The organism is Actibacterium sp. 188UL27-1, assembly GCF_016901225.1.
Taxonomy (GTDB): domain Bacteria; phylum Pseudomonadota; class Alphaproteobacteria; order Rhodobacterales; family Rhodobacteraceae; genus 188UL27-1.
Map to the genome: position 1 here is coordinate 109622 of NZ_JAFEUL010000011.1, position 24630 is coordinate 134251.

The window sequence follows — 24630 nt, forward strand, 5'->3', positions numbered from 1 at the left end:
TACCGCCCCCTCCCTTGATCCCTCCCCCGGTTCCGGGGGAGGGAGACGCCCTTTGCGCGGGTCGCGCTATAGCGATCTGGCGGCGATGGCTTGGCCTGCGGCCCAGCCGCTGGACCAAGCCCATTGGAAATTGTACCCGCCGAGCCAACCTGTGACATCGACGCATTCGCCGATGAAGTAGAGGCCTGGCACCGGGCTTTCCATCGAGCGGGAGGACAGGGCCGTGGTGGCAACGCCCCCTGCCGTCACCTCGGCCGTGCGGTACCCTTCGGTGCCTTTCGGGGTGATCTGCCAATCGGTCAGGCTGTCGGCGATCCGGTCCAGCGTCGCGTCGGATTGGTCGGCCATGTTGCCGGTGATCCCTGCCTCCTGCGCCTTCAGCTCGGCCAGGCTTTTGGGCAGCAGATTGGCCAGGGCCGTGGCGAGGGTTTTGCGCGGCTCGGATCGGCGCAGGGTCTTGAGCGCACCAGACAGGTCGAGGTCGGGGCAAAGGCGGATGGTGATCGGACTCCGTTCCTCCCAGTAGGAGGAAGCTTGCAGGATCGCGGGGCCCGACAGGCCGCGATGGGTGAACAGCAGTGCTTCGTCAAAGCTGCTGCCCCCCGCGCTGACCCGGGCGGGGGTCGAAACACCGGAGAGTGGTTTGAGCCGGTCCATCACATCCTCCCCGAAGGTCAGGGGCACAAGGGCGGGCCGGGTTTCGACCATCGGCAGCCCGAACTGATCGGCGATTTGGTAGGCTAGCCCCGTCGCGCCCATTTTTGGGATCGATTTGCCACCTGTCGCCACGACCAGATGACGGGCAACCGCAGTGATGTCCTGTCCGTCACGCTGCAGGGCCACGTGGAAGCGACCATCATGATGGGCAATCGACACAAACTGAGTTCCGGTCCACAGATCAGCCCCCGCGGCGCGCAGCTCTGTGATCAGCATGGCGGTGATTTGGGTTGCCTTCTCATCGCAGAAAAGCTGACCCAGCGTCTTTTCGTGCCACGCGATGCCGGACCGATCCACCAGATCGATGAAATCCCATTGCGTGTAACGGCTGAGCGCCGATTTGGCGAAATGCGGGTTTTCGGACAGAAAGTTCTCGGGCGCGGTGTGCAGGTTGGTGAAATTGCAGCGCCCGCCCCCCGAAATGCGGATCTTTTCGCCAGCGGCACGCGCATGGTCCACCACCAGCGTACCGGGCCCGGCATGGGCCGCACACATCAATCCGGCCGCACCGGCACCAACGATCATGGTATCGATTTGCATAGCTCGCCTTTGCCCCGAAAGGCGCAGGTGAGGCAAGTCCGCATACTTTCCCGCGGCCTTTCGTCAAATTTCTGGAAAATGCCCGTCATCCCGGCTATGGAGAAGTCAGACCCGGACAAACGGGCGGAGCAGAGGCATGAGTGGGCGGTAACCCATGACAGAAATGGTGTATGGTGCCGCGCCTGGGCGCGTCGGTGATCCAGTGCTGCCGCGCTGGTGGCGAACGATCGACAAATGGTCGATGTCCTGTATTTTAATGCTGTTCGGGATCGGGCTTTTGCTTGGCCTGGCCTCGTCCCCGCCCTTGGCGGCCAAGAACGGGTTGGAGCCGTTTTACTACGTCCAGCGGCAGGCCTTCTTTGGGTCGGTTTCGATCCTGGTGATGCTGGTCGTGTCGATGATGGCACCCAATCTGGTGAGGCGTCTTGCCATCATCGGCTTCTTCGCGGCCCTGTTGGCCCTAATGCTATTACCAGTTTTCGGCACCGATTTCGGGAAGGGGGCCGTGCGGTGGTATTCGCTGGGGTTTGCCAGCATCCAGCCATCCGAGTTTCTCAAACCCGGTTTCGTGGTCTTTGCCGCCTGGATGATGGCCGCTGCCCAAGAAACGGCAGGGCCGCCGGGCCGGTCACTGTCGTTTTTCATGGCGATGATCATCGTGGCGTTTCTGGCCGTGCAGCCTGATTTCGGGCAGGCGGCCCTGATCCTGTTCGCCTGGGGTGTCATGTATTTCGTCGGCGGCGCGTCGATCGTGCTTTTGATCTCCATCGCGGCCTTGGTCGTGGTCGGGGGGATTACGGCCTATAACATGTCAGAACATTTTGCCCGCCGCATCGACGGCTTTCTGACGCCGGATGTCGATCCCACGACCCAGCTCGGCTATGCCACCAACGCAATCCGCGAAGGTGGCTTTCTGGGGGTTGGCGTGGGCGAGGGGCAGGTGAAATGGTCACTTCCCGATGCTCATACGGATTTTATCATCGCGGTCGCGGCTGAGGAATACGGCCTGATCCTCGTACTCGTCATCATCCTGCTTTATGCGACCATCGTGGTGCGCGGGCTGACCCGCCTGATGCGGGAGCGGGATCCGTTTATCCGGCTCGCGGGGACGGGGCTGGCCTGCACATTCGGGGTGCAGGCGATGATCAATATGGGCGTGGCGGTGCGTTTGCTGCCAGCAAAGGGGATGACCTTGCCGTTTGTCAGTTATGGTGGATCGTCGCTGATTGCGGGTGGGCTGGCTTTGGGTATGCTGCTGGCGTTTACACGCAGCAGACCCCAGGGCGAGATCGGTGACATGTTCCAGCGGCGAGATGGGTAGCGTGCGACGCTCACGGATATCAATTGGCATGGCCCGACCCCGCATGGCAGAGCGCTGGGCCCCGTCGCATATATCGGCGGCAGTCAATTTTCAGACCCCGTTTGGGCCATGTGAAACGCCCATTGGTCCATCTGGCTCCCGCGACAGTACCGGAACCCGCGCAATATGACCCCTCTGGTCATCATCGCCGCAGGCGGCACGGGGGGGCACATGTTCCCGGCCCAGGCCTTGGCCGAGGCGATGTTGGCGCGCGGATGGCGGGTCAAACTGTCAACCGATTCGCGCGGCGCGCGCTATACTGGTGGCTTCCCGGATGCGGTGCAGATTGAACAGGTCGATAGCGGCACATTCGCCCGCGGTGGGATCCTCGCCAAGGCCATCGTGCCTGTCCGCATTGCCGCTGGTACGCTTGCGGCGATCAAGGCCATGCGCGGTGATCCTCCTGCCATCGTCGTGGGTTTTGGTGGCTACCCCACGATCCCGGCCATGTCTGCCGCGACGTTTCTCAAGCTGCCCCGGATGATCCATGAACAAAACGGTGTTCTGGGGCGGGTCAATGACCTTTTTGCCAAACGGGTCCATGCAGTGGCCTGCGGCACCTGGCCCACCAAGTTGCCTGATGGGGTGCAGGGTGTAGAGGTCGGTAATCCGGTCCGCCCTGCCATCCTTGAACGCCATGGCGCGCCTTACATTCCCCCAGGTGACTACCCCATGAGCCTTTTGTTGATGGGCGGCAGTCAGGGCGCGCGGATCTTGTCGCACATCGTCCCGGCCGGTCTGGCACTGTTGCCGGAGGATCTGCGCCGCAACATCCGCATCGCGCATCAGGCTCGGCCCGAAGACGCAGCCGAGGTCGAACAGACCTATGCTGATGCTGGCATCACCGCCGAGATTGCGCCCTTCATCCAGGATGTACCGTCCAAGATGAGTGAGGCGCAATTGGTGATTTCCCGCGCTGGGGCCTCGTCGGTGGCCGATATCAGCATCATCGGGCGCCCGTCGATCCTGGTGCCGCTGGCCGCTGCCATTCGCGATGAACAAACCGCCAATGCCCGCGGGTTGGTGGACGCCGAGGCCGCGATCCTGATCCCGGAAAGCCGACTGACGCCGGAAAGCGTGGCCCAACAGGTCGCCGCCGTGTTGACCCAGCCGGATGCAGCGGTCCACATGGCCCATGCCGCACTCGCCCAGGCCCGGCCCGACGCGACAGAGCGTTTGGTGACACTCGCACTCGACCTATCGACACAGAACAACAAGAACGAGGGATAGACCAATGGATGGAAGCAATATCATGCAAGGCGTCACGAAACTCCCAACCCAACTGGGTGCCATACATTTTGTGGGAATTGGTGGGATCGGCATGTCGGGCATCGCCGAAGTGTTGCTGGAATTCGGGTACAAGGTGCAGGGGAGCGATCTGAAGCCCTCGAAAATCACAGAGCGGCTTGAGGCGCTGGGCGCTACCGTGTTCGAGGGGCAGCGGGCCGAAAATTTGGACCAGGCAGAGGTCATCGTGATCTCGTCCGCCATCAAGCCAGGCAATGCGGAACTGGACGAGGCACGCCTGCGCGGCCTGCCCGTCGTCCGCCGGGCAGAGATGCTGGCCGAACTGATGCGCCTGAAATCCAACATCGCCGTCGCGGGCACCCATGGCAAAACCACCACCACGACGATGGTCGCCACGTTGCTGGATGCCGGCGGGATCGACCCCACGGTCATCAATGGCGGCATCATCCACGCCTATGGCTCCAACGCGCGGATGGGGCAGGGCGAATGGATGGTGGTCGAGGCCGATGAAAGCGATGGCACCTTCAACCGCCTGCCCGCCACTATCGCCATCGTTACCAATATCGACCCGGAACACATGGAGCATTGGGGCAGTATCGAAAACCTGCGCCGGGGCTTCGATGATTTCGTTTCGAACATCCCGTTTTATGGCCTCGCCGTTTGCTGCACCGACCATCCTGAGGTTCAGGCCCTGGTCGGGCGCATCTCCGACCGCCGTGTCGTGACATTCGGCTTCAACGCCCAGGCCGATATCCGCGCCCAGAACCTGCATTACAAGAACGGTGTCGCCCATTTCGACGTCGCCTTGCAGAACGAAGACACGGTGATCAAGGACCTCAGTCTGCCGATGCCCGGCGACCACAACGTGTCCAATGCGCTCTCTGCAATCGCCATCTCACGCCATCTGGGCATGACGGGTGATCAGATCCGCGACGCCCTGGCCGCTTTCAAGGGCGTCAACCGCCGCTTCACCAAGGTGGGCGAGGTGGGTGGCGTCACCATCATCGACGATTACGGCCACCATCCGGTCGAAATCGCCGCTGTCCTCAAGGCCGCCCGCCAATCGACCGATGGCCGCGTCATCGCCGTCCACCAGCCGCACCGCTATTCCCGCCTGTCCAGCCTCTTCGATGATTTCTGCGCCTGCTTCAACGAAGCCGATGTCGTCGCCATTGCCGAGGTTTTTGGCGCGGGCGAAGCCCCCATCCCAGGCGCGTCCCGCGATGATCTGGTGCGTGGCCTCATCCAGCACGGTCACCGCCATGCCCGCGCCATCCTGGGCGAAGACGACCTCGAACGCCTCGTCCGCGAACAGGCCAGCGACGGCGACATGGTCGTCTGCCTTGGCGCCGGTACGATCAGCGCCTGGGCCAACGGTTTGCCTGCCCGCCTCCAGGGGTGATCTGGCTCGCCTGGGCCTGCATTGGCTGGGTCCTGGCGGGGGCGACCGTCGCGATGCTTCCGATGCGCTACCAATATGGACCCGGCTTGGCGCTGCTGCTCGTTGCGCCGATCCTGATCGGATTGATCGGCTGGCAGGTCGGGATCTGGGCCGCCGCCGCAGCCCTCTTGGCTTTTCTGTCCATGTTCCGAAACCCGCTCCGCTATCTTTGGGCGCGGCTGCGGGGACAAAACCCAAAACCACCCAGATAACCCGGCAACGGCCGCGAGCGGAAAGTTGCTACCACAACCGGTTTGTTTCCTGGATCTGAACAATCGGTCAGATGTTTCGGCAGATGTGCTGAAAAATCGGGCAAGTCATCTGCCACATCTTTGCCTTTCATTAACCAACATCTCACAACATTGCTGCCATAAAGGTAGCGTCTCAGGGGCTTGGTTTTGCGGTATTTTCTCCAATATCCTCCGTATTTTCCAGCTGTCTGATTTAGTTGCGAGGTCTACATATGCGCATAAACTTGCTATCTATATCAGTATTTATGGCGATTATCCGCTGGCCAACGGGAATCCCAGTCATTAACTATTGGGTAGAACAACACCGTTGACGAATCGGCCGGGTCCAATGCGCGACGGCAACACGAGAAACCGCAGTTGAAACTGTTGTCGGGAGGGGCGCCATGCCCATATCGTTGATCCTGGTCTGTATGTGGGCCCTCGGTGCGACCGTCACCGCAATGTTCCCGTCTCGGCGCAATCACTGGCCTGCGGCCTATGTGCTGATCGCGCTGGGCATCCCGCTGCTGGGCTATGTCACGTATGAGAACGGACCCCTCGCCGGGTTACTGTGCTTCGCCGCCGGAGCCTCTGTCCTGCGCTGGCCCCTCATCTACCTTGGTCGCTTCCTGCGCCGCCACCTGATGGGCGAACGCCCCGACGAAGACACCCCCACCCCCGCCGACAACTAAGCCGCAAACGCACGCCTGGCTGGACGGCCGGGCGCTCCGCTCCCCACGCAGCGGTAACCCCTTGCCCCCACTGTCAAGGCAAGGCACGCTCTCCCAATGGTAGAAACCGCCGACATCAAAGATGCGGACAGCTTCCTCCAGTGGCTGGAAGAGACCGGCCAGCCCCAACAGGTCTGCGTCTGGCTCGCCCACCGTGGATTATTGAGATCTCTGCCGGCTTACTGGCGTAAGTTCTTTGATCGTAATCCTTATGGAACCGGCACCGAATACTATACTGGGACACGTAGCAAGGAAGCATCTCGTGAGGTCTTTTTGCGTCCACTTCTCCGTTCATTCCGAGCATTGACGGCTTTACAGGTATGGTGTGGAGGTGCTTCAAACACGGTGCTTTCGCTATTGTCGAACATTTCGGACGCTTCGGTAAAGCAATTGGACGTGGACCGATTGTACTCGGTGGCGGTTTCGGTATGCGCCGACGCAGCGACCGATCCTGTCGTCGCTTTATCAGCTTCAAGTACCGCCATCTTTGATGTGACCAGTGAAAGTCCCGAAATGCTCAATCCGCTTTGGACAATTGCCATTCAAACGGATGCAATCAAGGTGCTTGATCAAGAGACCCCCAATGGTACTCCACTCTGGCCTCCAAACCGGATACCTTCAGAATTTGAGCGTCTTTGGACTTCGCTTTTGGCTCGCCAAACAGAGAGTGAGCACGATCATATCGTTTCACCACTGGACGTTGCTCCTCATCTGCCGTCCAAAGAGGCCAGCTACGGTGAAGACTGGTCTTTCTGGATCGATTGGTATCAACGCGCCCTCGATGGAACCGAAGACCGCTGGGACATGCTCCGCGACATCGCCCTCCTCCCCGACGACATCTGGGAAGCCGACTTCGCCACCCTCACCCAAAATATCGACTTGATCCAAGAAAAGCATGAGCTTCTCGCGCAAACCCGAATGTTGAAGGCCGAGTTGGAACAGGCAAAGTCCCAAGCAGCGTCGTTGGTTCAGCGGTCTCACAACCATCCGCCGGAGTTGGTCGAGACCGAAGTGGGTGTCGCCCGTGAACTGGTGGTGGTTTGGAGTGAATTGGAGAAGGTGGAAAAAGAGCTTCAGAAGGACGACCCCAATCCAACTGTGCTGGCGGCCATTGGTCGAACCCTCCTCGCCGCCCTGCAATACTGCGGAAAGATCGCTGACAAGGTGATTGTCAAAACCGCGGAGGCGGTCGGGTCTACCGCTGGAAAGGCCATCGCATATGGCCTCGCGGCGGTCGTCGCTGCAAAACAACCGGCTGTCCAAACATTCGCCAAGGCTCTTATCGACTACGCGTCAAAGCTTCCCTTGCCATGAAAGACAGGATCGCCGCTGTCTCTTCTCGCGCTCGCGCTTTCATTATGTGTTCAAAAATATCCCCGCCGGAGGCTCCTGAACAATAATCTGACACAGACCGTAGTGGTGTTAGATCGGGGCTTATGCATATCGCGTATGTATGGGATATGTATGGTTTGTGCATAGGATGTGCGTCGTGATTTCGGGGGTTTTGGGATGCTGGATCTGCCGACCGTGCGGGGGGTGCTGACGCCGGAAAGGCCGCTCCATGATCTGACTTGGTTGCGGGTGGGGGGGGCTGCTGATTGGCTTTTTCAGCCTGCGGATTTGGCCGATCTCCGGGGCTTTCTGGCGGGGCTCGCGCCAGAGGTTCCGGTTTTTCCCATGGGTGTCGGTTCCAACCTGATCGTACGCGATGGGGGCTTGCGCGCCGTTGTCATTCGCCTGGGGCGCGGGTTTAATTCCGTTGAGATTCAAGAGGATAGGGTCGTGGCGGGGGCCGCAGCCCTTGACGCCCATGTCGCTCGCAAGGTGGCGGAGGCGGGGCTTGATCTGACCTTTCTGCGCACCATTCCGGGCTCGATCGGCGGGGCGGTGCGGATGAATGCGGGGTGTTATGGCTCCTATGTCGCTGATCATCTTGTCGAGGTGCAGGCCGTGACCCGGGAGGGTACCGTGAAGACCCTGCAACCCGCTGATCTCAAAATGAAATACCGTTCAACCGATCTGCCTGAGGGATGGATTCTCACCCAAGCCATCTTCCGCGCGGACCGTGCCCAACCCGCTGACCTGAAACAGAAGATGGCGGATCAGCTGGCAAAACGCGACGCAACGCAGCCGACCAAAGATCGCAGCGCTGGCTCCACCTTTCGTAACCCCGCTGGGCATTCCTCAACCGGAGACCCCAACGATTCCAACGACTTGAAGGCCTGGAAGCTGATTGATGATGCGGGTCTGCGCGGTGCCACCAAAGGCGGCGCACAGATGAGCCCAAAACATCCCAACTTTCTGGTCAACGCAGACAACGCCACTGCGCAAGATCTTGAATCTTTGGGCGAAGAGGTGCGGAAAAAGGTTTACCAGGCCTGTGGAATAACCCTAGAATGGGAGATCATGAGGGTTGGTGAACCAGCCCCTTGAGCGGACAATAAGTCTACAGGCGGTCTGGCGGAAAAAGACGCCCGGACCAGACATATAACAAGGTCGAAGGCCAGAATGGCACTATCGACCGGAAATATGAGGCGGGATGTCGAGCAGGGCAGACCCAAAAGTAGCCGTCCTGATGGGCGGACCGTCGGCTGAGCGTGACGTATCGCTCTCGACCGGAACTGGCTGCGCGGATGCGTTGGAGGCCGAGGGCTTTGACGTGACCCGCATTGATGCCGGTGCCAATCTGGTTGCGGACCTCAACACTCATCAGCCTGACGTTATCTTCAATGCGCTCCATGGCCGGTGGGGAGAGGATGGTTGTGTCCAGGGCCTGCTGGAATGGCTGCGGATCCCTTACACGCATTCGGGCGTTCTGGCCTCGGCCTTGGCCATGGACAAGGCGCGCAGCAAAGCGGCGTTTCGAGCGGCAGGTCTGCCAGTGACCCAGAGCGTGATTGCCCCCAAGACCAAGGTTATGACGAGCCATGTGATGGCCCCACCTTACGTGGTGAAGCCGAACAATGAAGGATCCTCCGTCGGGGTGTATTTGGTCCATGAGGGGGCGAACGGTCCCCCGAAACTCGCTGACATCATGCCGGATCAGGTCATGGTGGAGACCTTTGTGCCGGGGCGCGAATTGACCGCCACCGTGATGGGTGACCGCACGCTGGGCGTGACCGACATCATTACCGATGCTTGGTATGACTATGATGCCAAATATAAACCCGGCGGATCGCGCCATGTCCTGCCCGCTGACATCCCGGACCAGATCACGCGCGCCTGCGAAGACTACGCCCTGCGCGCCCATGATGCCTTGGGCTGTCGCGGCGTCACTCGCACTGATTTCCGTTGGGATGACACAAAGGGTTTGGACGGGCTGATCTTGCTGGAAATCAATACCCAGCCAGGGATGACGCCAACCTCGCTCAGCCCGGAACAGGCAGCACATGACGGGATCAGTTTTGGCCAACTGTGCCGATGGATGGTGGAGGATGCCTCATGCGACAGGTGACACCACCACCAGTCCGCCCCCGTGATCCGGCCCCCTCGCGGGTGGCATATCGGATGCATCGGCTGTGGCTCACACCGATGTTCCGCAAGATGCTGCGCGTCGGGCTGCCTTTCCTGATCTGTTTTGCCGCAACACTTTGGTTTCTGCAAAGTGAACAGCGGCGGGCGGCAATCGTGGCCACGTACGAGGACACCCGCCGCGCCATCGAGCAACGCCCGGAATTCATGGTGAACCTGATGTCGGTCGAGGGCGCCTCCCCCGATCTGGCCGGTGACATCCATACTCTGGTGCCGGTGGATTTCCCGATCAGTTCGTTCGACATGGACCTACCGGCGATCCGTGCCCTTATCGAAACGCTTGATCCTGTGGCAGCGGCGCATTTGCATATCCGGCCCGGCGGTGTGTTGCAGGTCCGGATCGAGGAGCGGCAGGCGATTGTTGTCTGGCGTTCGCCTACCGGTTTGCTGAGCCTGGATGAGACCGGCCACCCAATCCATACACTGACCCTGCGCACGGACCGCGCCGATTTGCCCCTGATCGCAGGGGATGGGGCGGATGATGCGGTGCCCGAGGCGCTGGCCCTGATTGCGGCTGCTGAACCGCTTGCGGACCGGATGCGCGGCCTGCGTCGCAAAGGTGCGCGACGGTGGGACATTGCCCTGGATCGGGGCCAGTTGATCCAGTTGCCGGAGACCGATCCGGTGCCCGTACTGGAACGCCTGATCGCGCTGGACAAGGCCCAGGACATGCTGGCCCGCGACATCACCCATATCGATCTGCGCAATCCGCGCCGACCAACCCTGCGTTTGGCGGGCACGGCGGTTGAGGCAATGCGCCGGATCAAAAGCATAGAGGCAGGAGAGCCCCAGGAATGACCGACCTTTATCTCGCACAGCGGACCATGCGCCGGATGCGCAAGCAGGCCATGGATCGGGGTGTGATTGCCATTTTGGATGTGGGCAGCTCGAAAATCGCGTGTCTTGTGCTTCGGTTCGACGGTCCGTCGCGGTTTGCGGAAAGTGACGGGATCGGCAGCTTGGCAGGGCAGTCCAGGTTCCGGGTCATTGGAGCCGCGACCACACGGTCGCGCGGTGTGGCCTTTGGCGAGATCGAGACGATGCAGGAGACAGAGCGCGCGATACGCACCGCAGTGCAGGCTGCGCAAAAGATGGCCAATGTGCGCGTTGACCATGTGATTGCCAGTTTTGCCGGGGCGCGCCCGCGATCCTATGGGTTGGATGGTCGGGTGCCTTTGGACGATACGGTTGTGTCCGAACAGGAAGTGGCGCGCGTTCTGGCGGCCTGTGACGTGCCGGATTACGGGGTGGAGCGGGAAGTGCTGCATGCTCAGCCCGTCAACTTTGCCATCGACCATCGCTCAGGCCTGGGCGATCCACGCGGGCAGATGGGCAATGAATTGGCTGCCGATATGCATATGCTGACCATCGACCGCGATGCGGTTCAGAACCTGGCCTATTGTATCAAGCGGTGTGATCTGGAACTCGCCGGATTGGCCAGCAGCGCTTACGTTTCGGGCATGTCTGCCTTGGTCGAGGATGAGCAGGAACTGGGCGGGGCGTGCATTGACCTGGGCGGCGGGGCCAGCGGCCTGTCCATCTTTATCAAAAAGCACATGATCTATGCCGACAGTGTGCGGATCGGCGGGGATCATGTGACGCAGGATATCTCAAAAGGTCTCCAGGTGCCCCTGGCCTTGGCCGAGCGGATCAAGACGTTTTACGGCGGGGTGGTCGCGACTGGCATGGATGACCGCGAGATGATCGAGATCGGCGGTGATACCGGCGATTGGCACCATGACCGCCGCACCGTCAGCCGGGCGGAGTTGATCGGCATCATGCGCCCCCGGGTCGAGGAAATTTTCGAGGAGGTGCGGCTACGTCTGGACGCGGCGGGCTTTGACCATTTGCCAGCCCAACAGATCGTGCTGACCGGTGGCGCAAGCCAGATCCCCGGATTGGACGGTTTGGCCTCCAAGATCCTGGGCCAGCAAGTGCGCTTGGGTCGTCCGCTGCGGGTGCAAGGTCTGCCCCAGGCGGCGACTGGCCCGGCCTTTGCCGGTGCTGTGGGTTTGTGTCTGTTCGCCGCCCATCCGCAGGACGAATGGTGGGATTTCGATATTCCGGCGGACCGCTATCCGGCCCGCAGCCTGAAACGCGTTCTGTCCTGGGTGCGGGAAAACTGGTGATCGCGATGCGTTGTTAACGCATTGATTCGGTATCTGGACACCGCCAATCCATCTGAAGCCAAGCTCTTGGGTGGGTTGAGTGGTCGTGAAACCGCTAGATACGGGGTTGCACCCCTGCCACTGGCAAGAGACCGCTTAGAACACTCCATATTTTGTGGCATTTTTGCCTTTTTTTAGTGACTTGGCTGCCGAAGTTGCTTAAGGTGTCTGTCAATTACCGGGGACAGGCAAATCAACCTCGGCCAGAACGACCAAAAAACGAGTGACAGGCGGAGCAGACATGACACTGAATCTATTGATTCCCGAGCAGGATGACCTGAAGCCGCGGATTACCGTGTTTGGTGTGGGTGGCGCGGGCGGCAACGCCGTCAACAACATGATCGAAAAGCAGTTGGAAGGGGTCGAGTTCGTCGTTGCGAATACTGACGCTCAGGCGCTGCAACAAAGTCGGTCTGTCGCCAAGGTTCAGATGGGTCTGAAAGTGACCGAAGGATTGGGGGCCGGGGCGCGGCCATCGGTTGGTGCGGCTGCGGCGGAAGAGACGATCGAAGAAATCGTCGACCACCTGGCGGGGGCGCATATGTGCTTTATCACGGCCGGTATGGGCGGTGGGACAGGCACGGGGGCCGCGCCTATCATCGCCCAGGCGGCGCGTGAGCTTGGTGTTCTGACTGTCGGTGTCGTGACCAAGCCGTTCCAGTTCGAAGGTGGCAAGCGGATGCGCCAGGCCGAGGAGGGCGTCGATAGCCTTCAAAAGGTCGTCGATACGCTGATCATCATTCCCAACCAGAACCTGTTCCGGCTGGCCAATGAGAAAACGACCTTTACCGAGGCGTTCTCCATGGCCGATGATGTTCTGTATCAGGGTGTCAAGGGCGTCACCGACCTGATGGTTCGGCCTGGTCTGATCAACCTCGATTTTGCCGACGTCCGCGCCGTGATGGATGAGATGGGCAAGGCGATGATGGGCACTGGCGAGGCAGAGGGTGAAGATCGCGCCATCCAGGCCGCCGAGAAGGCCATCGCCAACCCGCTGCTCGACGAAATCAGCTTGCGCGGTGCGAAGGGTGTGTTGATCAATATCACCGGCAGCCATGACCTGACCCTGTTTGAGTTGGACGAGGCAGCGAACCGCATCCGCGAAGAGGTTGACCACGACGCAAACATCATCGTCGGCTCCACGCTGGAGACCGAGATGGAAGGCAAGATGCGCGTAAGTGTCGTTGCCACCGGGATCGACGCCGCGGAAAAGACCAGCGATGTGCCTGTGCCGCGCCGCTCCATGGCCAAGCCCCTGGAAACCGTACTGGGAGAGGCAGAGGATGTTCCTGCCGCTGCATTGGCACCGGTTCCCGATGTTGCCGTCGCCGAGGCCGCAGTAGCGATGGTGCAGCAACCTGTGCCCCAGGCAGAAGAGCCGACATTGTTCGAGGGGATGCCACCCGCACGTCCGGCAGTTGTGGCAACGGTTCCGCAGGCAGATGATGACTTGCCGCCCCCAGCCTATCAGCCCCAGCCTGAGCCGGAGACACTCGAAGCTCCTGCCGAGATGCCGATGGAGGCCATGGCCGAGCGCCCTGCGCCCGGAACCCCGTCGCCCGAGGCATTGGCTCGCCTTCAGGCCGCTGTGGGCCGTACCAATGGCGGTGTGTCCCAGACGGCAGATGATGGCGGCGAGAGAGCAGCGCGGTTTGGTATCGGCTCCCTCATTACGCGGATGTCGGGGCAGGGGAACGAAGTTGTTCACACCATGCGTCAGCAGCCTCCGGTACAGTCCCAGCGACCGGCGCAGTATGACGAAAATGACACCGATCCGGATCAGGACCGGATCGAGATCCCAGCATTCCTGCGGCGCCAGGCCAACTGACCCAAGACAGTAGTCTAGCCCATCAGGTTTCATCGAGCCCGGCTTAACAGGGCAACCTCCAGTCTACCTCACCGCCCCTTCTGGGGCGGTTTTTTTGTTGCAAAACGGACTCTGAAATTGTGACGCGACGACAATTCATACACGCTGTGCGAGGGTATTTTTGAAGTGATTCACGATGCCAAAACCCAGCATATACAGAGCTTTGGCGGATATTCTTAAACGATTAAGCGAATCTTTGCCGACCTGAAAAAGGCGATGTTTCAGTGTGTCATAATGATTGAGTTGAGGTGCAGCAGGCCCCTCCATAGTTGTGAAGTTGTCGCGCGCTGCCATTTGTCCGCGACGTAAGTATGCGAGGGTCCGGTGCAGTCTACGTTGAAAACATCCTTCACCTTAAAAGGTGTTGGTCTCCACACAGGACGCCCGGTGACATTGAAGGTGTCTCCGGCGGCTGCCGAAATGGGTATCTGGTTCAAGCGCACGGATCGCGTTGCCGGTGATCCATATGTTCCCGCACGCTGGGACAGTGTGAAACAATCCAAGCTCTGTACATTGCTGCAGAACGCCGACGACGTTTCGATCTCTACCGTTGAGCATCTAATGGCGGCCTTTGCTGGTTGTGGAGTGCAGAACGCGTTGGTCGAAGTGTCGGGCCCCGAAATTCCGATTCTCGACGGAAGTTCCGCGCCGTTTGTCTCGGCCATTCTTAAGGCGGGCCTCCAGCGCCTTGATGAGCCACTGCGCGCGATTTCTGTCCTGCGCCCTGTCGAGGTACGTGAGGGGGTGGCCGTGGCACGGTTGACGCCAGCGGACCGCCTGACGATCCGTTTTGATATCGAATTTGAGGACAGTGCCATCGGGACCCAATCCAAGGCGTTGGACATGGCCAACGGTGCCTTTGTCCGCACCCTCTGTGACAGCCGGACTTTCTGTCGTCAGGCTGATGTTGATGCGATGCGAGAGCAGGGTCTGGCATTGGGCGGGACGATGAAGAACGCCGTCGTCGTGGATGGCGACAAGATTTTGACCCCGGGAGGGTTACGCCACGCAGATGAGCCGGTGCGCCACAAGATGCTTGATGCGCTTGGTGACTTGGCTTTGGCCGGTGGCCCGATCCTAGGCACCTACGAAGGCGTGCGCGCCGGACACGCCATGACCAACCGGTTGTTGCATGCCCTTTTTGCCGATCCGCGCAACTATGAGTGGATGTCCTGCGGGCCGGAAACCATTGCGCGTCTGCCGGGTGTCGGTGTTCGGGTGGCGGACCTGCCCGCCGTTGCGTGAGGCACCAGCAACACGCTGAAAAGGCGCGCTATCTTTTGCCGTTTTGCCCCCCAATTTTCTATGCTAACACCCGAAAGGCGGCTGGGTCATGTGGTGGTCCGGCATCACGGTTATGAGGTTGGCACGCATGGTATCGGGCAGATCACGGTCGAAACTGGTCGGACTTCTGCTGGCAACGGCTGTGGCGGCCGGATGCGGCGGGGCTCGGGACGGTGTCAGCCGCGGCAAGCCCAACCTCGAAGCTTTCACTGCCGAACAAATCTTTGAACGCGGTGAATTTGAACTGGCCACGAATTCGCCTGATCGAGCGGCAGAGTTCTTTGGTGAGGTAGAACGGCTCTATCCATACTCAGAATGGGCCAAACGCGCGCTGATCATGCAGGCCTTCGCGTTTCATAAAGACACCGATTATGAAAACAGCCGCGCGGCAGCACAACGTTACATTGATTTCTATCCGGCTGATGAAGATGCGGCCTACGCGCAATATCTGCTCGCGCTCAGCTACTATGATCAGATTGATGAGGTGGGTCGCGATCAAGGCCTGACCTTCCAGGCGCTACAGTCGTTGCGGACCGTGATCGAGCGGTATCCCGATAGCGAATATGCCCGATCGTCGATTCTCAAGTTTGACCTCGCCTTCAGCCATCTGGCCGCCAAGGAGATGGAGATTGGGCGATATTATCTGCGCCGTGATCACTTCCCCGCCGCCATCAATCGGTTCCGCGTCGTGATCGAAGAGTTTCAGACCACCGAACACACGGCCGAGGCGCTGCACCGTCTGGTTGAGGCTTACCTGTCCTTAGGTTTGGAACCCGAAGCACAGACTGCCGCAGCGATCCTGGCTTACAATTTCCAAAGCACGGATTGGTATCAGGACAGCTATCGCCTTTTGGTCCAGCGCGGCCTCACAGCCGAAGCCAAAGGTGACGGCTGGTTGCGCCAGGTTTATCGCCAGATGATTCAGGGTAAGTGGATCTGATCCTCTGGGGTTTCGTTCGAACAGCAGGGTGGGTGAGGGTGTGCCATGCTGCGCGGTCTTGAAATCCGCGATCTTCTGATTATTGACCGGCTGGATCTGCAGTTTCAGCCGGGCCTGAACGTGTTGACTGGTGAGACGGGGGCGGGCAAATCCATCCTATTGGACGCTTTGGGGTTCGTGCTCGGCTGGCGTGGTCGGGCTGAATTGGTCCGCAGCGGCGCTAACCAGGGGGAGGTGACCGCGTGGTTTGACCTGCCCTCCGGCCATCCGGCCCATCATGTTTTGGAAGAGGCGGGTCTGTCTGCCGACGGTGACCTCATCCTGCGCCGCGTAAACACAGCCGATGGCCGCAAAACGGCCTGGATCAATGACCGTCGCTGTTCAGGCGAGGTTCTGCGCGCGCTTTCCGCTGTTCTGGTGGAATTGCACGGACAACATGACGATCGCGGCTTGCTGAACATCAACGGACACCGCGCGCTGCTTGACGCTTTTGCCGGTTCGGGGGCCGCGCAGACGGCCACCCGCGCGGCATGGCGTGCTTTATCCGCGGCCCAGGCCGCTTTGGGGGCCGCTCGGGCAGAGGCAGAAAGCCTGCGCGCCGAAGAAGAATTCCTGCGCCACGCCGTGGTTGAGTTGGGCAAGCTGGACCCGCAACAGGGTGAAGAGGCCGAATTGGATGCCCGCCGCCGCGCCATGCAGGCGGGCAATCGGGTCCGCGAAGATATTGCCAAAGCCTATAACGCGCTGTCATTAGACGGGGCCGAGGGGCAGTTGGGCGATGCCATCCGTTGGCTCGAAGCAGCATCAGACGCTGTTGAGGGGCGGCTCGACGCCCCGCTCGATGCCTTGGCGCGTGCGCTGGATGCCCTCGGGGAGGCGGAACATGGCGTTGCAGGGTGCCTGGACGCGCTTTCCTTTGACCCCCATGAATTGGAGCGGGTCGAGGAGCGTCTGTTCGCGATCCGCGCCCTGGCGCGCAAACATGATGTCGCGCCAGATGATCTTGGCACGTTCGCGACTGATCTGCGCACGCGGCTGGAGGCGCTGGACAACAGCACCAATCGCGAGGCGGGATTACAGCAGGCCCTGGATGCCGCTCAGATCACTTATGACCATGCTGCCGGGGCTCTGACCAAAGTCCGCCAGACTGCCGCCGCAAGACTGGATAAAGCCATGGCCACCGAACTCGCCCCGCTCAAGATGGAGCGGGCAATCTTTGCCACCAAAATGTCGAGAGCAACACCCGGACCGGACGGCGTCGATGAAGTGGCTTTCACTGTCGCGACCAATCCGGGCGCCCCTGCCGGCCCGCTCAACAAGATCGCCTCTGGAGGGGAGTTGTCGCGCTTTCTTCTGGCTTTGAAGGTCTGTCTCACGGCTCAAACCGACGGTCTTACGCTAATCTTCGACGAAATTGACCGGGGCGTTGGCGGCGCCACGGCAGATGCTGTCGGGCGCCGCCTAAAGTCCCTGGCATCCGATGCTCAGATCCTGGTGGTCACGCACTCCCCACAGGTTGCCGCACTGGGTAACCACCATTGGCGCGTCGAAAAGCAGGTCCAGAACGATCAGACAACCTCGACCGTAGTGCCGCTGGCCCCTGATGACCGGATCACGGAACTGGCGCGCATGCTGGCCGGTGACACTATAACGGATGCCGCAAGGGCAGCCGCAAAAGCTCTTCTCTCGGGTTGAGCAAAAAGCGCATCCGATCCCTCATCATGTGTCTGAAAATATCCCCGCCGGAGGCGCAAAATCTATCCCTTGCGCCATTTGATTTTAGTGCCTCCGGCGGGGATATTTTCAGACACATGATGACAGTGGTTTAGACATCGATCAGGCGCCGAAGATCTGCCTTGAAATGGGGGCTGGTGTGGAACCCTGGCTAAAAATCGCCATTACCGGTGTGACAGGCACTTTCGAAGAAAATCACGCCATCAGAGATCACCCGGAGTTTAATCGTATCTCCGAGTACTGGCACGATACGGGTCTGCTGCGCGGAGCGTCCGACCATAGTTTTGTTGAAATGCGCCCCCGCTTGCCGCAAGCTGAGCCTCCATCTAAAATCTGGGAGGAATGACGATGTGTCAGATCTTCGCTGGCCAGGACCCATCCAATTATGAACCGACCACCCGTCGATTGCGGCTCAACGGCCAATCGACCAGCATCCGGTTGGAACAATCCTATTGGGATATCCTCGATACCATTGCCGCCGCCGAAGGCATCACGACGCCGGCCTTTGTGTCAAAACTCCATGCCGAGGTGCTGGAACTGCGGGGCGAGGCGCCGAATTTCACTTCGCTTTTGCGCTGTGCCTGCTTGATCCACCAGGGTCAGGCCGTGCCCCAGCCCCTGGCGGCTGAATAAAAGCGCGATGTAGTACCCGGTTACTACCACGGGGCATATACCGGCCACACAATCATGAGGCGACGTCACAAAGGCGCGCTGGGAGGAGATTGTGGCCAAAGCGATCCACGCGATGCTGCGCGTGCTCGAAGAAGCGCGTTCTGTTGCGTTTTACAAAACGGCATTTGATCTGGATGTGGCCGATCGGCTGGATTTTGACGATTTCACGCTGCTGTATCTTAGTAATGTCGAAACAAGGTTCGAGCTGGAACTGACAGTCAACAAAGGCCAGACTGAACCTTACGATCTGGGCGATGGCTACGGGCATATGGCCTTTAGCGTCAGCGATCTCGATGTCGAACATCAACGCTTTAGCCAGGCGGGATTGAACCCCCGCAAAATTGTCGAATTCAACCGCGACGGCACTTTGCTGGCGCGGTTTTTCTTTGTGGCCGATCCGGATGGTTACCAGATCGAGGTGCTGCAGCGGCATGGCCGCTACCAATGAAACGGGAGGATAACATGCTGGAGGAACGGCAAAAACTGACACGGCGGACCTTGCTGTCGCGCGGTGTCGCGGCAGGTGCTGCGTTCATCGTGGGCACGGGGTTTGTGACGGGACGCGATGCGGCCTGGGCGATGGAACTGGAGCATCTTCAACCAACTACCATGGCCACGCTTATCCAGATGGCGCGCGATATCTATCCCCATGACCATGTGGCGGATGCGTTCTACGCTGCCGCCGTCAAAGGCTATGACGATGCTGAAAGGGCACCTATCATCGAGACCGGGATTGCCGGTCTGGACGCCGCTGCCCAAGGCGCAGGCTTTGCCAGCTACCTTGCCACCGGGTGGGAGCGGGACCGCGTCGACCTGCTGCGCGCGATGGAAGACAGCGCGTTTTTCCAGACCGTGCGCGGCGGGCTCGTCACCGGGCTTTATAACCAAAAGGCGGTCTGGCCGCTCTTTGGATATGAGGGCGAGAGCTACTCCAAAGGTGGCTATATCGACCGCGGTTTTGACGACATCACTTGGGTTTAAGAGGAGGACGGCACCATGACGGCACCATTTGACCTCAACGACGACCAGGTTGTCGTGATCATCGGAACCGGCGCAGGCGGCGGTGTTCTGGCCAATGAACTGGCCCAGAAAGGCGTACATGTCGTGGCTCTGGAGGCTGGCGGACGCCACCTGCCACAAGACTACATCAACGACGAATGGGACAGTTTCGGGCAACTGGCCTGGCTTGATGCGCGCACAACATCGGGCGACTGGCGCGTGGCCAAAGACTTCAGCGGTCTGCCCGCCTGGATCGTTAAGGCTGTGGGCGGCACCACGACCCATTGGGCGGGGGCCAGCTTGCGCTTTCAGGATCATGAATGGAAGGCAGCCACGACATACGGCCCTGTCCAAGGCGCCAATCTGCTCGACTGGCCTATCGATCCGGCGGAAATGGCCCCGTATTATGACAAGGCGGAAGACAAGCTGGGCGTTACCCGGACCGGCGGCCGCGACGGATTGCCTGGCAACAACAATTACAAGGTCTTCGAGGCTGGCGCCAAGGCATTGGGTTATAAACAGGTTCATACGGGCCGCATGGCCATCAACTCTGCCGATGGCGACCGTGTGGCCTGCAAGCAGACTGGGTTTTGCTTTCAGGGCTGCAAATGGGGGGCCAAATGGTCGTCGGCTTATACTGACATCCCCCAAGGTGAGGCGACTGGCAACCTGGAAGTGCGCGACCGCGCCCATGTGCTGAAGATCGAACATGATGACAGTGGCAGAGTCACAGGCGTGCTTTACGCGGATGCCGATGGCAATCAGCATCTGCAAAAGGCACGGGTGGTCTGCGTGGCGGGCAACTCGATTGAAAGCCCGCGGTTGCTGCTGAACTCTGCCTCAAACATGTTCCCCGACGGGCTCGCCAATTCTTCGGGTCAGGTCGGGCGCAACTACATGCGGCACATGACAGGCTCGGTCTATGCGATGTTCGACAAACCGGTGAAGATGTGGCGCGGTACCACCATGGCTGGCATCATTCAGGATGAAAGCCGCCATGACCCCAGCCGTGGCTTTGTCGGTGGGTACGAGTTGGAAACGCTGGCCTTGGGCTTGCCGTTCATGGCGGCCTTCCTTGATCCCGGCGGATGGGGGCGCGAGTTCACCACCGCCTTGGAGGGATATGAAAACATGGCAGGCATGTGGATCGTGGGAGAGGATATGCCCCAGGAAACCAACCGCATCACCCTAAACCACGATGTGAAAGACCAATACGGATTGCCCGCCCCGAATGTGCATTTCGACGATCACCCAAACGATGTCGCAATGCGCAACCATGCCTATGGGCAGGGTATGGCAGTTTATGAGGCGGTTGGGGCGACGCGTGTCTTTCCGACGCCGCCTTATCCGTCAACGCATAATCTGGGCACCAACCGAATGTCGGAAAACCCGCGGGACGGCGTGGTCAACAAGTGGGGCCAAACCCACGATATCGCGAACCTCTTCGTCTCAGACGGGTCGCAATTCACAACCGGGGCGGCAGAGAACCCCACCCTCACCATCGTGGCGCTGGCCATTCGCCAGGCGGACCATATCGCCGCAGAACTGGGGCGTGGCACCCTATAAGAGCAGACTTGCGGAGCGTCACCTGACCGCCTCGCAGGGATCTATCTGTGACTGAATGCGCGATTTTTCCGAGTATGTGGCGGCGCCACGGGTTTCGGGGGCTGCGAGCCAGCCTGCCAACAGACCAACGCAAACTGGGAGGATCACCATGAACAGACTTCTTTCATCCATCGCGGCCCTGGCCCTGATGGCGGGCCTTGGCCTGGCGCAAGGGGCCGGGGTGCCAGATAACCTCGAAAAGCTCTCGAATTTCCAACAGACCGGCGTGACGGAGTTCACGTTTATTGAACAAGGCGGCGATTATGCTGCCGGGATCAAGGCGACCCTTGAGAAAATCACGATGCCGGATGGCTTCAAGATCGAGCTTTACGCGGTCGTCCCCGATGCCCGCCACATGGCCGTCGGCCCCCAGGGGATCGTCACCTTCGTCGGCACGCGCAAGGATAAGGTCTGGGCCGTGACCGACCGCAACAAGGATCGCATCGCCGATGAGGTCAAAGATTTCGCCCCCTCGTTGACCTTTAGCATCCCCAACGGTCCGTGTTTCTCAAAGGATGGGTTTCTCTATATCGCCGAGCAGAACCGCGTGCTGCTCTTCCCGGCAGCGGAGTTCTTTTATGAAAGCCCTGATGTCGCGGCCTTCAATCTGGTTGAAAAAGGCAAGCTGATCCCGGTGGAGGAAGAAAGCTTCAACCACACTGCGCGCGTTTGCAAGATCGGGCCTGACGGCAAGATCTACATCTCGCTGGGTCAGCCCTTCAATGTCGCGCCAGCGGAGAAGTTGGACCTTTACAATGAGGTCGGCATTGGCGGCATCATCCGCATGAATGTCGATGGCAGCGCGCGTGAGGTTTATACGTATGGCGTGCGCAACTCCGTCGGCCATGACTTCCACCCGGAGACGGGGGAGTTATGGTGGACAGACAACCAGGTAGACGGGATGGGTGACGATATCCCACCCGGCGAGATCAACCGACAGACCGAAGCGGGCCAGCATTTCGGCGCACCCTGGTATGGGGGTGGCTCGGTCCGCACGGCAGAATATGAGGGGGAGGAAGTCCCGGTCGAAGTCGTGATGCCCGCATCAGAGACCGTGGCCCATGCCGCCGATCTGGGCATGTCATTCTACACTGGCAACATGTTCCCGGAGAAGTACCGTAATGCCATTTTCTCGGCCCAGCACGGTTCCTGGAATCGGACAACGCCTGTTGGCGCAAGGGTGATGGTCACCTTCATCGATGATGAGGGGACAGCCACGACAGAGCCATTCGCCGAAGGTTGGATCGACGAGAATGGCGAATATCTGGGCCGCCCCGTGGATGTTGTGAACCTGCGCGATGGCTCGATCCTGGTATCGGATGACCTGGCCGGGGCGCTTTACCGGATCAGTTACGAATGACCGTGCGCCCGATCCTATGCTGCCACCTTTTTTCAGGCTGTCGAGGGTCGGGGCCGAGTAAATCGTCTGTGACGCCAATAATCTTCCTTCTGGCGTCATTTACGCTCGGCGGGCTCATGCTCGCCGGGAGTGTCGCGCATGCCGAGTTGGTGGGCGATGCCGAGGCGGGTCGAAAGCTTGCCGGGCAATGTCGCACGTGCCACGGGGCGGATGGATATGCCCAGATCCCCGTCGCCCCGCATATCGGCGGTGAACCCGTCGCCTATCTGGCCGCACAGCTCACCGCCTTTCGCGAGGGCACCCGCCAGCATGAGATGATGAGTGTTGTCGCCAAATCCCTTACCGACATGCAAATCGCGGATCTTGCGGCTTGGTATGGTGGTGTGACGGCGATATCGGATCTGCCGGATGGAATTTCCGCCGATGCTGCGCCGTCGGCCTGCATCACCTGCCACGGTGCCGATGGTCTGTCGCTCATGCAAGACGCACCCAACCTGGCCGGTGAGAACGTCATCTATATCGAAACACAGCTCAAAGCCTTCCGCACCGGCAAACGCAGGCATGCGGCCATGACCGACATCGCAAAGTCCCTGACCGAGGCCGAAATGCGCGCCGCCGCTGAATGGTACGCCGCCACCCAGCTCACGCTGACCAGGTGAGGACGGCTCCCGCCCGGAGCGGAGACGCGCGACACGCGCGATCCGCTCCCGTTGGGCGTGGCGCGCAAGAAACGTCGCTAGGTTTGTAAGCGAGCACTTTCGCGCGCCGTGACGGGTAAGCGCGTCTTGGAACGTCGTCTCGGTCGACGCTTGAAATTTGCTGCCTGGCGGATGATGCCACCGATCCGAACCTTGGTTGCGTCATGTGTTCGCGTCTTGACGCGGGAATATGGCGCATGCCGAGGTCGGCACCCTGGCGAACAGTTCTACTTACTCCGGCGGATCTGGAAAACCCTATAGCGGGTCCCATTTTCGAAGTGCTTTTTGCCACCATAAGGTATTGCAATTGATGAAGATCATCCTGCTTGGGACGCGCCGACATTCCTCTCGGAATGGTGCTCAGCAATAGCCTACTGGGGTTAATACGCAGCTGGTCGCACGCCTTCGAAAACACAGTCTAAGTCGTGCAATCTGCCAGTCCGTCAGCCAGAAAATACCAGACAGGGACATCGCTTATTTTCAAACCATGAACCACCTAACCTCACGGAATTGGATGGCTGTGGGACCCAGCCAAATTATGTGTTCGAAAATATCCCCGCCTGAGGCACGGGATCCCGTTGCACGGCAGTGCGGCGGCCTGGCCCAACACCTGATGAGGCCGCAAGGCCGAGGGAAGGGGGCGGGAGCACCAGCGGTCGGGACGGGGTTAGCCGCTTGTCTCGGGACCCGCGATCTCGACCGTGGTTCGCCAGCGCCCGCAATCAAAACCCAAACGCGCAGGTAGCGGCGCATCGGTGACGATCCGATCAATCTGCTCCAGAGTTCCGATCCGAATGGGCGCCGGGCGGGATAGCTTCGTTTGATCCGCAACCAGGATCCGGGTGCGGGAGCGGTCCAATATCGTCTTGCTGACCGCCACCTCCTCAGGGTCGAAATCCAGAAGATCACCTCCCGTATCGATCGCAGAGCACCCGATGACCGCGTGATCCAGCTTGAACCGCTCGATGCAATCGATTGCCAGTGCGCCGACCAGCCCACCATCGGCCCCGCGCGCCTTACCACCCGTGACGATCACCTGTGCCTCTGGATTGGCCGCCAGGATCATCGCGACATTCAAATTGTTGGTGACAACCATTAGGTTGCGATGGTGCAGCAATGCGCCAGCCACAGCCTCGGTCGTGGTGCCGATATTCAAAAACAATGAGCTGTCATCGGGGATCAGCGCTGCGCAAGCCTCTCCGATCCGCGTCTTGGCGGCGGCATTCAGGGCGCGTCGCTCCTGATAGGCGATATTGCGGGTGGCCGATGGCATGACGGCACCCCCATGCACCCGCTCCAGCTTGCCGGCGCGCTCCAGGGCGGTCAGATCGCGCCGGATCGTCTGCGGGGTCACCTGGAACCGCGCCACCAGATCCTCCACCCGCACACCACCGTCGCGCCGGGCCAGTGCCAGGATCTCTGGTACGCGTAAGCTTTCAGTCATTAGCCCGTCCCCATGTTCGTTTCAGAGCAAACCGAACATAAACGGTCATCGTTCTTGATCG

Annotated in this window: 23 protein-coding genes; 21 read left to right on the forward strand and 2 right to left on the reverse strand. The window is 60.1% G+C overall.

Annotation, left to right across the window (positions count from 1 at the left end; all coding sequences use genetic code 11):
• Positions 1-66: 66 nt before the first annotated feature.
• Complete coding sequence (locus IU397_RS15025) at positions 67-1257, reverse strand: NAD(P)/FAD-dependent oxidoreductase (protein WP_204415267.1); 1191 nt, start codon at positions 1255-1257, stop codon at positions 67-69.
• Positions 1258-1411: 154 nt separating this feature from the next.
• Here IU397_RS15025 and ftsW point away from each other — a divergent pair, with 154 nt between their 5' ends.
• The 21 genes from ftsW to IU397_RS15130 all read left to right on the forward strand — a co-directional run bounded on the left by ftsW (position 1412) and on the right by IU397_RS15130 (position 23086).
• Positions 1412-2578, forward strand: coding sequence for a putative lipid II flippase FtsW (ftsW, locus tag IU397_RS15030; protein ID WP_204415269.1), 1167 nt, complete (start codon positions 1412-1414; stop codon positions 2576-2578).
• Positions 2579-2743: 165 nt separating this feature from the next.
• Positions 2744-3847, forward strand: coding sequence for a glycosyltransferase (locus IU397_RS15035; RefSeq protein WP_204415271.1), 1104 nt, complete (start codon positions 2744-2746; stop codon positions 3845-3847).
• Positions 3848-3869: 22 nt separating this feature from the next.
• A complete protein-coding gene (gene murC, locus IU397_RS15040; RefSeq protein ID WP_204415330.1) occupies positions 3870-5267 on the forward strand; it encodes a UDP-N-acetylmuramate--L-alanine ligase in 1398 nt (465 codons plus the stop codon).
• Positions 5264-5518, forward strand: a complete 255-nt coding sequence (locus tag IU397_RS15045) for a DUF2484 family protein (RefSeq protein ID WP_370541700.1) — start codon at positions 5264-5266, stop codon at positions 5516-5518. The genes murC and IU397_RS15045 overlap by 4 nt, the downstream gene beginning before the upstream one ends.
• Positions 5519-5940: 422 nt before the next feature.
• Positions 5941-6228 (forward strand): DUF2484 family protein, encoded by a 288-nt coding sequence (locus tag IU397_RS15050; RefSeq protein ID WP_204415273.1) that lies wholly within the window; start codon positions 5941-5943, stop codon positions 6226-6228.
• A gap of 96 nt (positions 6229-6324) precedes the next feature.
• Positions 6325-7581, forward strand: coding sequence for a hypothetical protein (locus IU397_RS15055; protein ID WP_204415275.1), 1257 nt, complete (start codon positions 6325-6327; stop codon positions 7579-7581).
• A gap of 195 nt (positions 7582-7776) precedes the next feature.
• Positions 7777-8700: a UDP-N-acetylmuramate dehydrogenase gene (gene murB, locus IU397_RS15060; protein WP_204415277.1), complete on the forward strand. Its 924-nt coding sequence runs from the start codon at positions 7777-7779 to the stop codon at positions 8698-8700.
• A 106-nt stretch (positions 8701-8806) separates the two neighbouring features.
• Positions 8807-9721 (forward strand): D-alanine--D-alanine ligase, encoded by a 915-nt coding sequence (locus tag IU397_RS15065; RefSeq protein ID WP_204415279.1) that lies wholly within the window; start codon positions 8807-8809, stop codon positions 9719-9721.
• Positions 9709-10596 carry a cell division protein FtsQ/DivIB gene (locus IU397_RS15070; protein WP_204415281.1) on the forward strand — a complete coding sequence of 296 codons (888 nt, stop codon included), beginning with the start codon at positions 9709-9711 and terminating at the stop codon, positions 10594-10596. The genes IU397_RS15065 and IU397_RS15070 overlap by 13 nt, the downstream gene beginning before the upstream one ends.
• The gene (ftsA, locus tag IU397_RS15075; protein ID WP_204415283.1) at positions 10593-11927 is read left to right on the forward strand and encodes a cell division protein FtsA; all 1335 of its coding nucleotides are present in this window, start codon (positions 10593-10595) and stop codon (positions 11925-11927) included. Before IU397_RS15070 ends, ftsA begins: the two co-directional genes overlap by 4 nt.
• Positions 11928-12207: 280 nt before the next feature.
• On the forward strand, positions 12208-13794 hold the full coding sequence (gene ftsZ, locus IU397_RS15080) for a cell division protein FtsZ (RefSeq protein WP_204415285.1): 1587 nt from the start codon (positions 12208-12210) through the stop codon (positions 13792-13794).
• 363 nt (positions 13795-14157) lie between these two features.
• Entirely contained in the window at positions 14158-15078 is a 921-nt protein-coding gene (lpxC, locus tag IU397_RS15085) for a UDP-3-O-acyl-N-acetylglucosamine deacetylase (protein ID WP_204415287.1), read from the forward strand.
• Between the two features lie 127 nt (positions 15079-15205).
• Positions 15206-16057, forward strand: a complete 852-nt coding sequence (locus tag IU397_RS15090; protein ID WP_204415289.1) for an outer membrane protein assembly factor BamD — start codon at positions 15206-15208, stop codon at positions 16055-16057.
• A gap of 45 nt (positions 16058-16102) precedes the next feature.
• A complete protein-coding gene (recN, locus tag IU397_RS15095) occupies positions 16103-17752 on the forward strand; it encodes a DNA repair protein RecN (RefSeq protein WP_204415291.1) in 1650 nt (549 codons plus the stop codon).
• Positions 17753-17930: 178 nt separating this feature from the next.
• Positions 17931-18137: a hypothetical protein gene (locus IU397_RS15100; RefSeq protein ID WP_204415293.1), complete on the forward strand. Its 207-nt coding sequence runs from the start codon at positions 17931-17933 to the stop codon at positions 18135-18137.
• A 2-nt stretch (positions 18138-18139) separates the two neighbouring features.
• A complete protein-coding gene (locus tag IU397_RS15105; RefSeq protein WP_204415295.1) occupies positions 18140-18424 on the forward strand; it encodes a ribbon-helix-helix domain-containing protein in 285 nt (94 codons plus the stop codon).
• A gap of 91 nt (positions 18425-18515) precedes the next feature.
• Positions 18516-18911, forward strand: coding sequence for a VOC family protein (locus tag IU397_RS15110; RefSeq protein WP_204415297.1), 396 nt, complete (start codon positions 18516-18518; stop codon positions 18909-18911).
• Positions 18908-19444, forward strand: coding sequence for a Twin-arginine translocation pathway signal (locus IU397_RS15115; protein ID WP_370541701.1), 537 nt, complete (start codon positions 18908-18910; stop codon positions 19442-19444). The genes IU397_RS15110 and IU397_RS15115 overlap by 4 nt, the downstream gene beginning before the upstream one ends.
• Positions 19445-19459: 15 nt before the next feature.
• The gene (locus IU397_RS15120; protein WP_204415299.1) at positions 19460-21028 is read left to right on the forward strand and encodes a GMC family oxidoreductase; all 1569 of its coding nucleotides are present in this window, start codon (positions 19460-19462) and stop codon (positions 21026-21028) included.
• Between the two features lie 148 nt (positions 21029-21176).
• A complete protein-coding gene (locus IU397_RS15125) occupies positions 21177-22427 on the forward strand; it encodes a sorbosone dehydrogenase family protein (RefSeq protein ID WP_204415301.1) in 1251 nt (416 codons plus the stop codon).
• 116 nt (positions 22428-22543) lie between these two features.
• The gene (locus IU397_RS15130) at positions 22544-23086 is read left to right on the forward strand and encodes a c-type cytochrome (RefSeq protein ID WP_204415303.1); all 543 of its coding nucleotides are present in this window, start codon (positions 22544-22546) and stop codon (positions 23084-23086) included.
• Between the two features lie 706 nt (positions 23087-23792).
• Here the strand turns inward: IU397_RS15130 and IU397_RS15135 are convergent.
• Entirely contained in the window at positions 23793-24569 is a 777-nt protein-coding gene (locus tag IU397_RS15135) for a DeoR/GlpR family DNA-binding transcription regulator (RefSeq protein ID WP_204415305.1), read from the reverse strand.
• Positions 24570-24630: the final 61 nt, after the last annotated feature.

What these genes read in the sequence shown, in the direction of transcription:
- IU397_RS15025 (WP_204415267.1), bottom strand. Translation starts at nt 1,257, where the DNA reads ATGCAAATCGATACCATGATCGTTGGTGCCGGTGCGGCCGGATTGATG.
- ftsW (WP_204415269.1), top strand. Translation starts at nt 1,412, where the DNA reads ATGACAGAAATGGTGTATGGTGCCGCGCCTGGGCGCGTCGGTGATCCA.
- IU397_RS15035 (WP_204415271.1), top strand. Translation starts at nt 2,744, where the DNA reads ATGACCCCTCTGGTCATCATCGCCGCAGGCGGCACGGGGGGGCACATG.
- murC (WP_204415330.1), top strand. Translation starts at nt 3,870, where the DNA reads ATGCAAGGCGTCACGAAACTCCCAACCCAACTGGGTGCCATACATTTT.
- IU397_RS15050 (WP_204415273.1), top strand. Translation starts at nt 5,941, where the DNA reads ATGCCCATATCGTTGATCCTGGTCTGTATGTGGGCCCTCGGTGCGACC.
- IU397_RS15055 (WP_204415275.1), top strand. Translation starts at nt 6,325, where the DNA reads ATGGTAGAAACCGCCGACATCAAAGATGCGGACAGCTTCCTCCAGTGG.
- murB (WP_204415277.1), top strand. Translation starts at nt 7,777, where the DNA reads ATGCTGGATCTGCCGACCGTGCGGGGGGTGCTGACGCCGGAAAGGCCG.
- IU397_RS15065 (WP_204415279.1), top strand. Translation starts at nt 8,807, where the DNA reads ATGTCGAGCAGGGCAGACCCAAAAGTAGCCGTCCTGATGGGCGGACCG.
- IU397_RS15070 (WP_204415281.1), top strand. Translation starts at nt 9,709, where the DNA reads ATGCGACAGGTGACACCACCACCAGTCCGCCCCCGTGATCCGGCCCCC.
- ftsA (WP_204415283.1), top strand. Translation starts at nt 10,593, where the DNA reads ATGACCGACCTTTATCTCGCACAGCGGACCATGCGCCGGATGCGCAAG.
- ftsZ (WP_204415285.1), top strand. Translation starts at nt 12,208, where the DNA reads ATGACACTGAATCTATTGATTCCCGAGCAGGATGACCTGAAGCCGCGG.
- IU397_RS15090 (WP_204415289.1), top strand. Translation starts at nt 15,206, where the DNA reads ATGGTATCGGGCAGATCACGGTCGAAACTGGTCGGACTTCTGCTGGCA.
- recN (WP_204415291.1), top strand. Translation starts at nt 16,103, where the DNA reads ATGCTGCGCGGTCTTGAAATCCGCGATCTTCTGATTATTGACCGGCTG.
- IU397_RS15105 (WP_204415295.1), top strand. Translation starts at nt 18,140, where the DNA reads ATGTGTCAGATCTTCGCTGGCCAGGACCCATCCAATTATGAACCGACC.
- IU397_RS15115 (WP_370541701.1), top strand. Translation starts at nt 18,908, where the DNA reads ATGAAACGGGAGGATAACATGCTGGAGGAACGGCAAAAACTGACACGG.
- IU397_RS15120 (WP_204415299.1), top strand. Translation starts at nt 19,460, where the DNA reads ATGACGGCACCATTTGACCTCAACGACGACCAGGTTGTCGTGATCATC.
- IU397_RS15125 (WP_204415301.1), top strand. Translation starts at nt 21,177, where the DNA reads ATGAACAGACTTCTTTCATCCATCGCGGCCCTGGCCCTGATGGCGGGC.
- IU397_RS15130 (WP_204415303.1), top strand. Translation starts at nt 22,544, where the DNA reads ATGCTCGCCGGGAGTGTCGCGCATGCCGAGTTGGTGGGCGATGCCGAG.
- IU397_RS15135 (WP_204415305.1), bottom strand. Translation starts at nt 24,569, where the DNA reads ATGACTGAAAGCTTACGCGTACCAGAGATCCTGGCACTGGCCCGGCGC.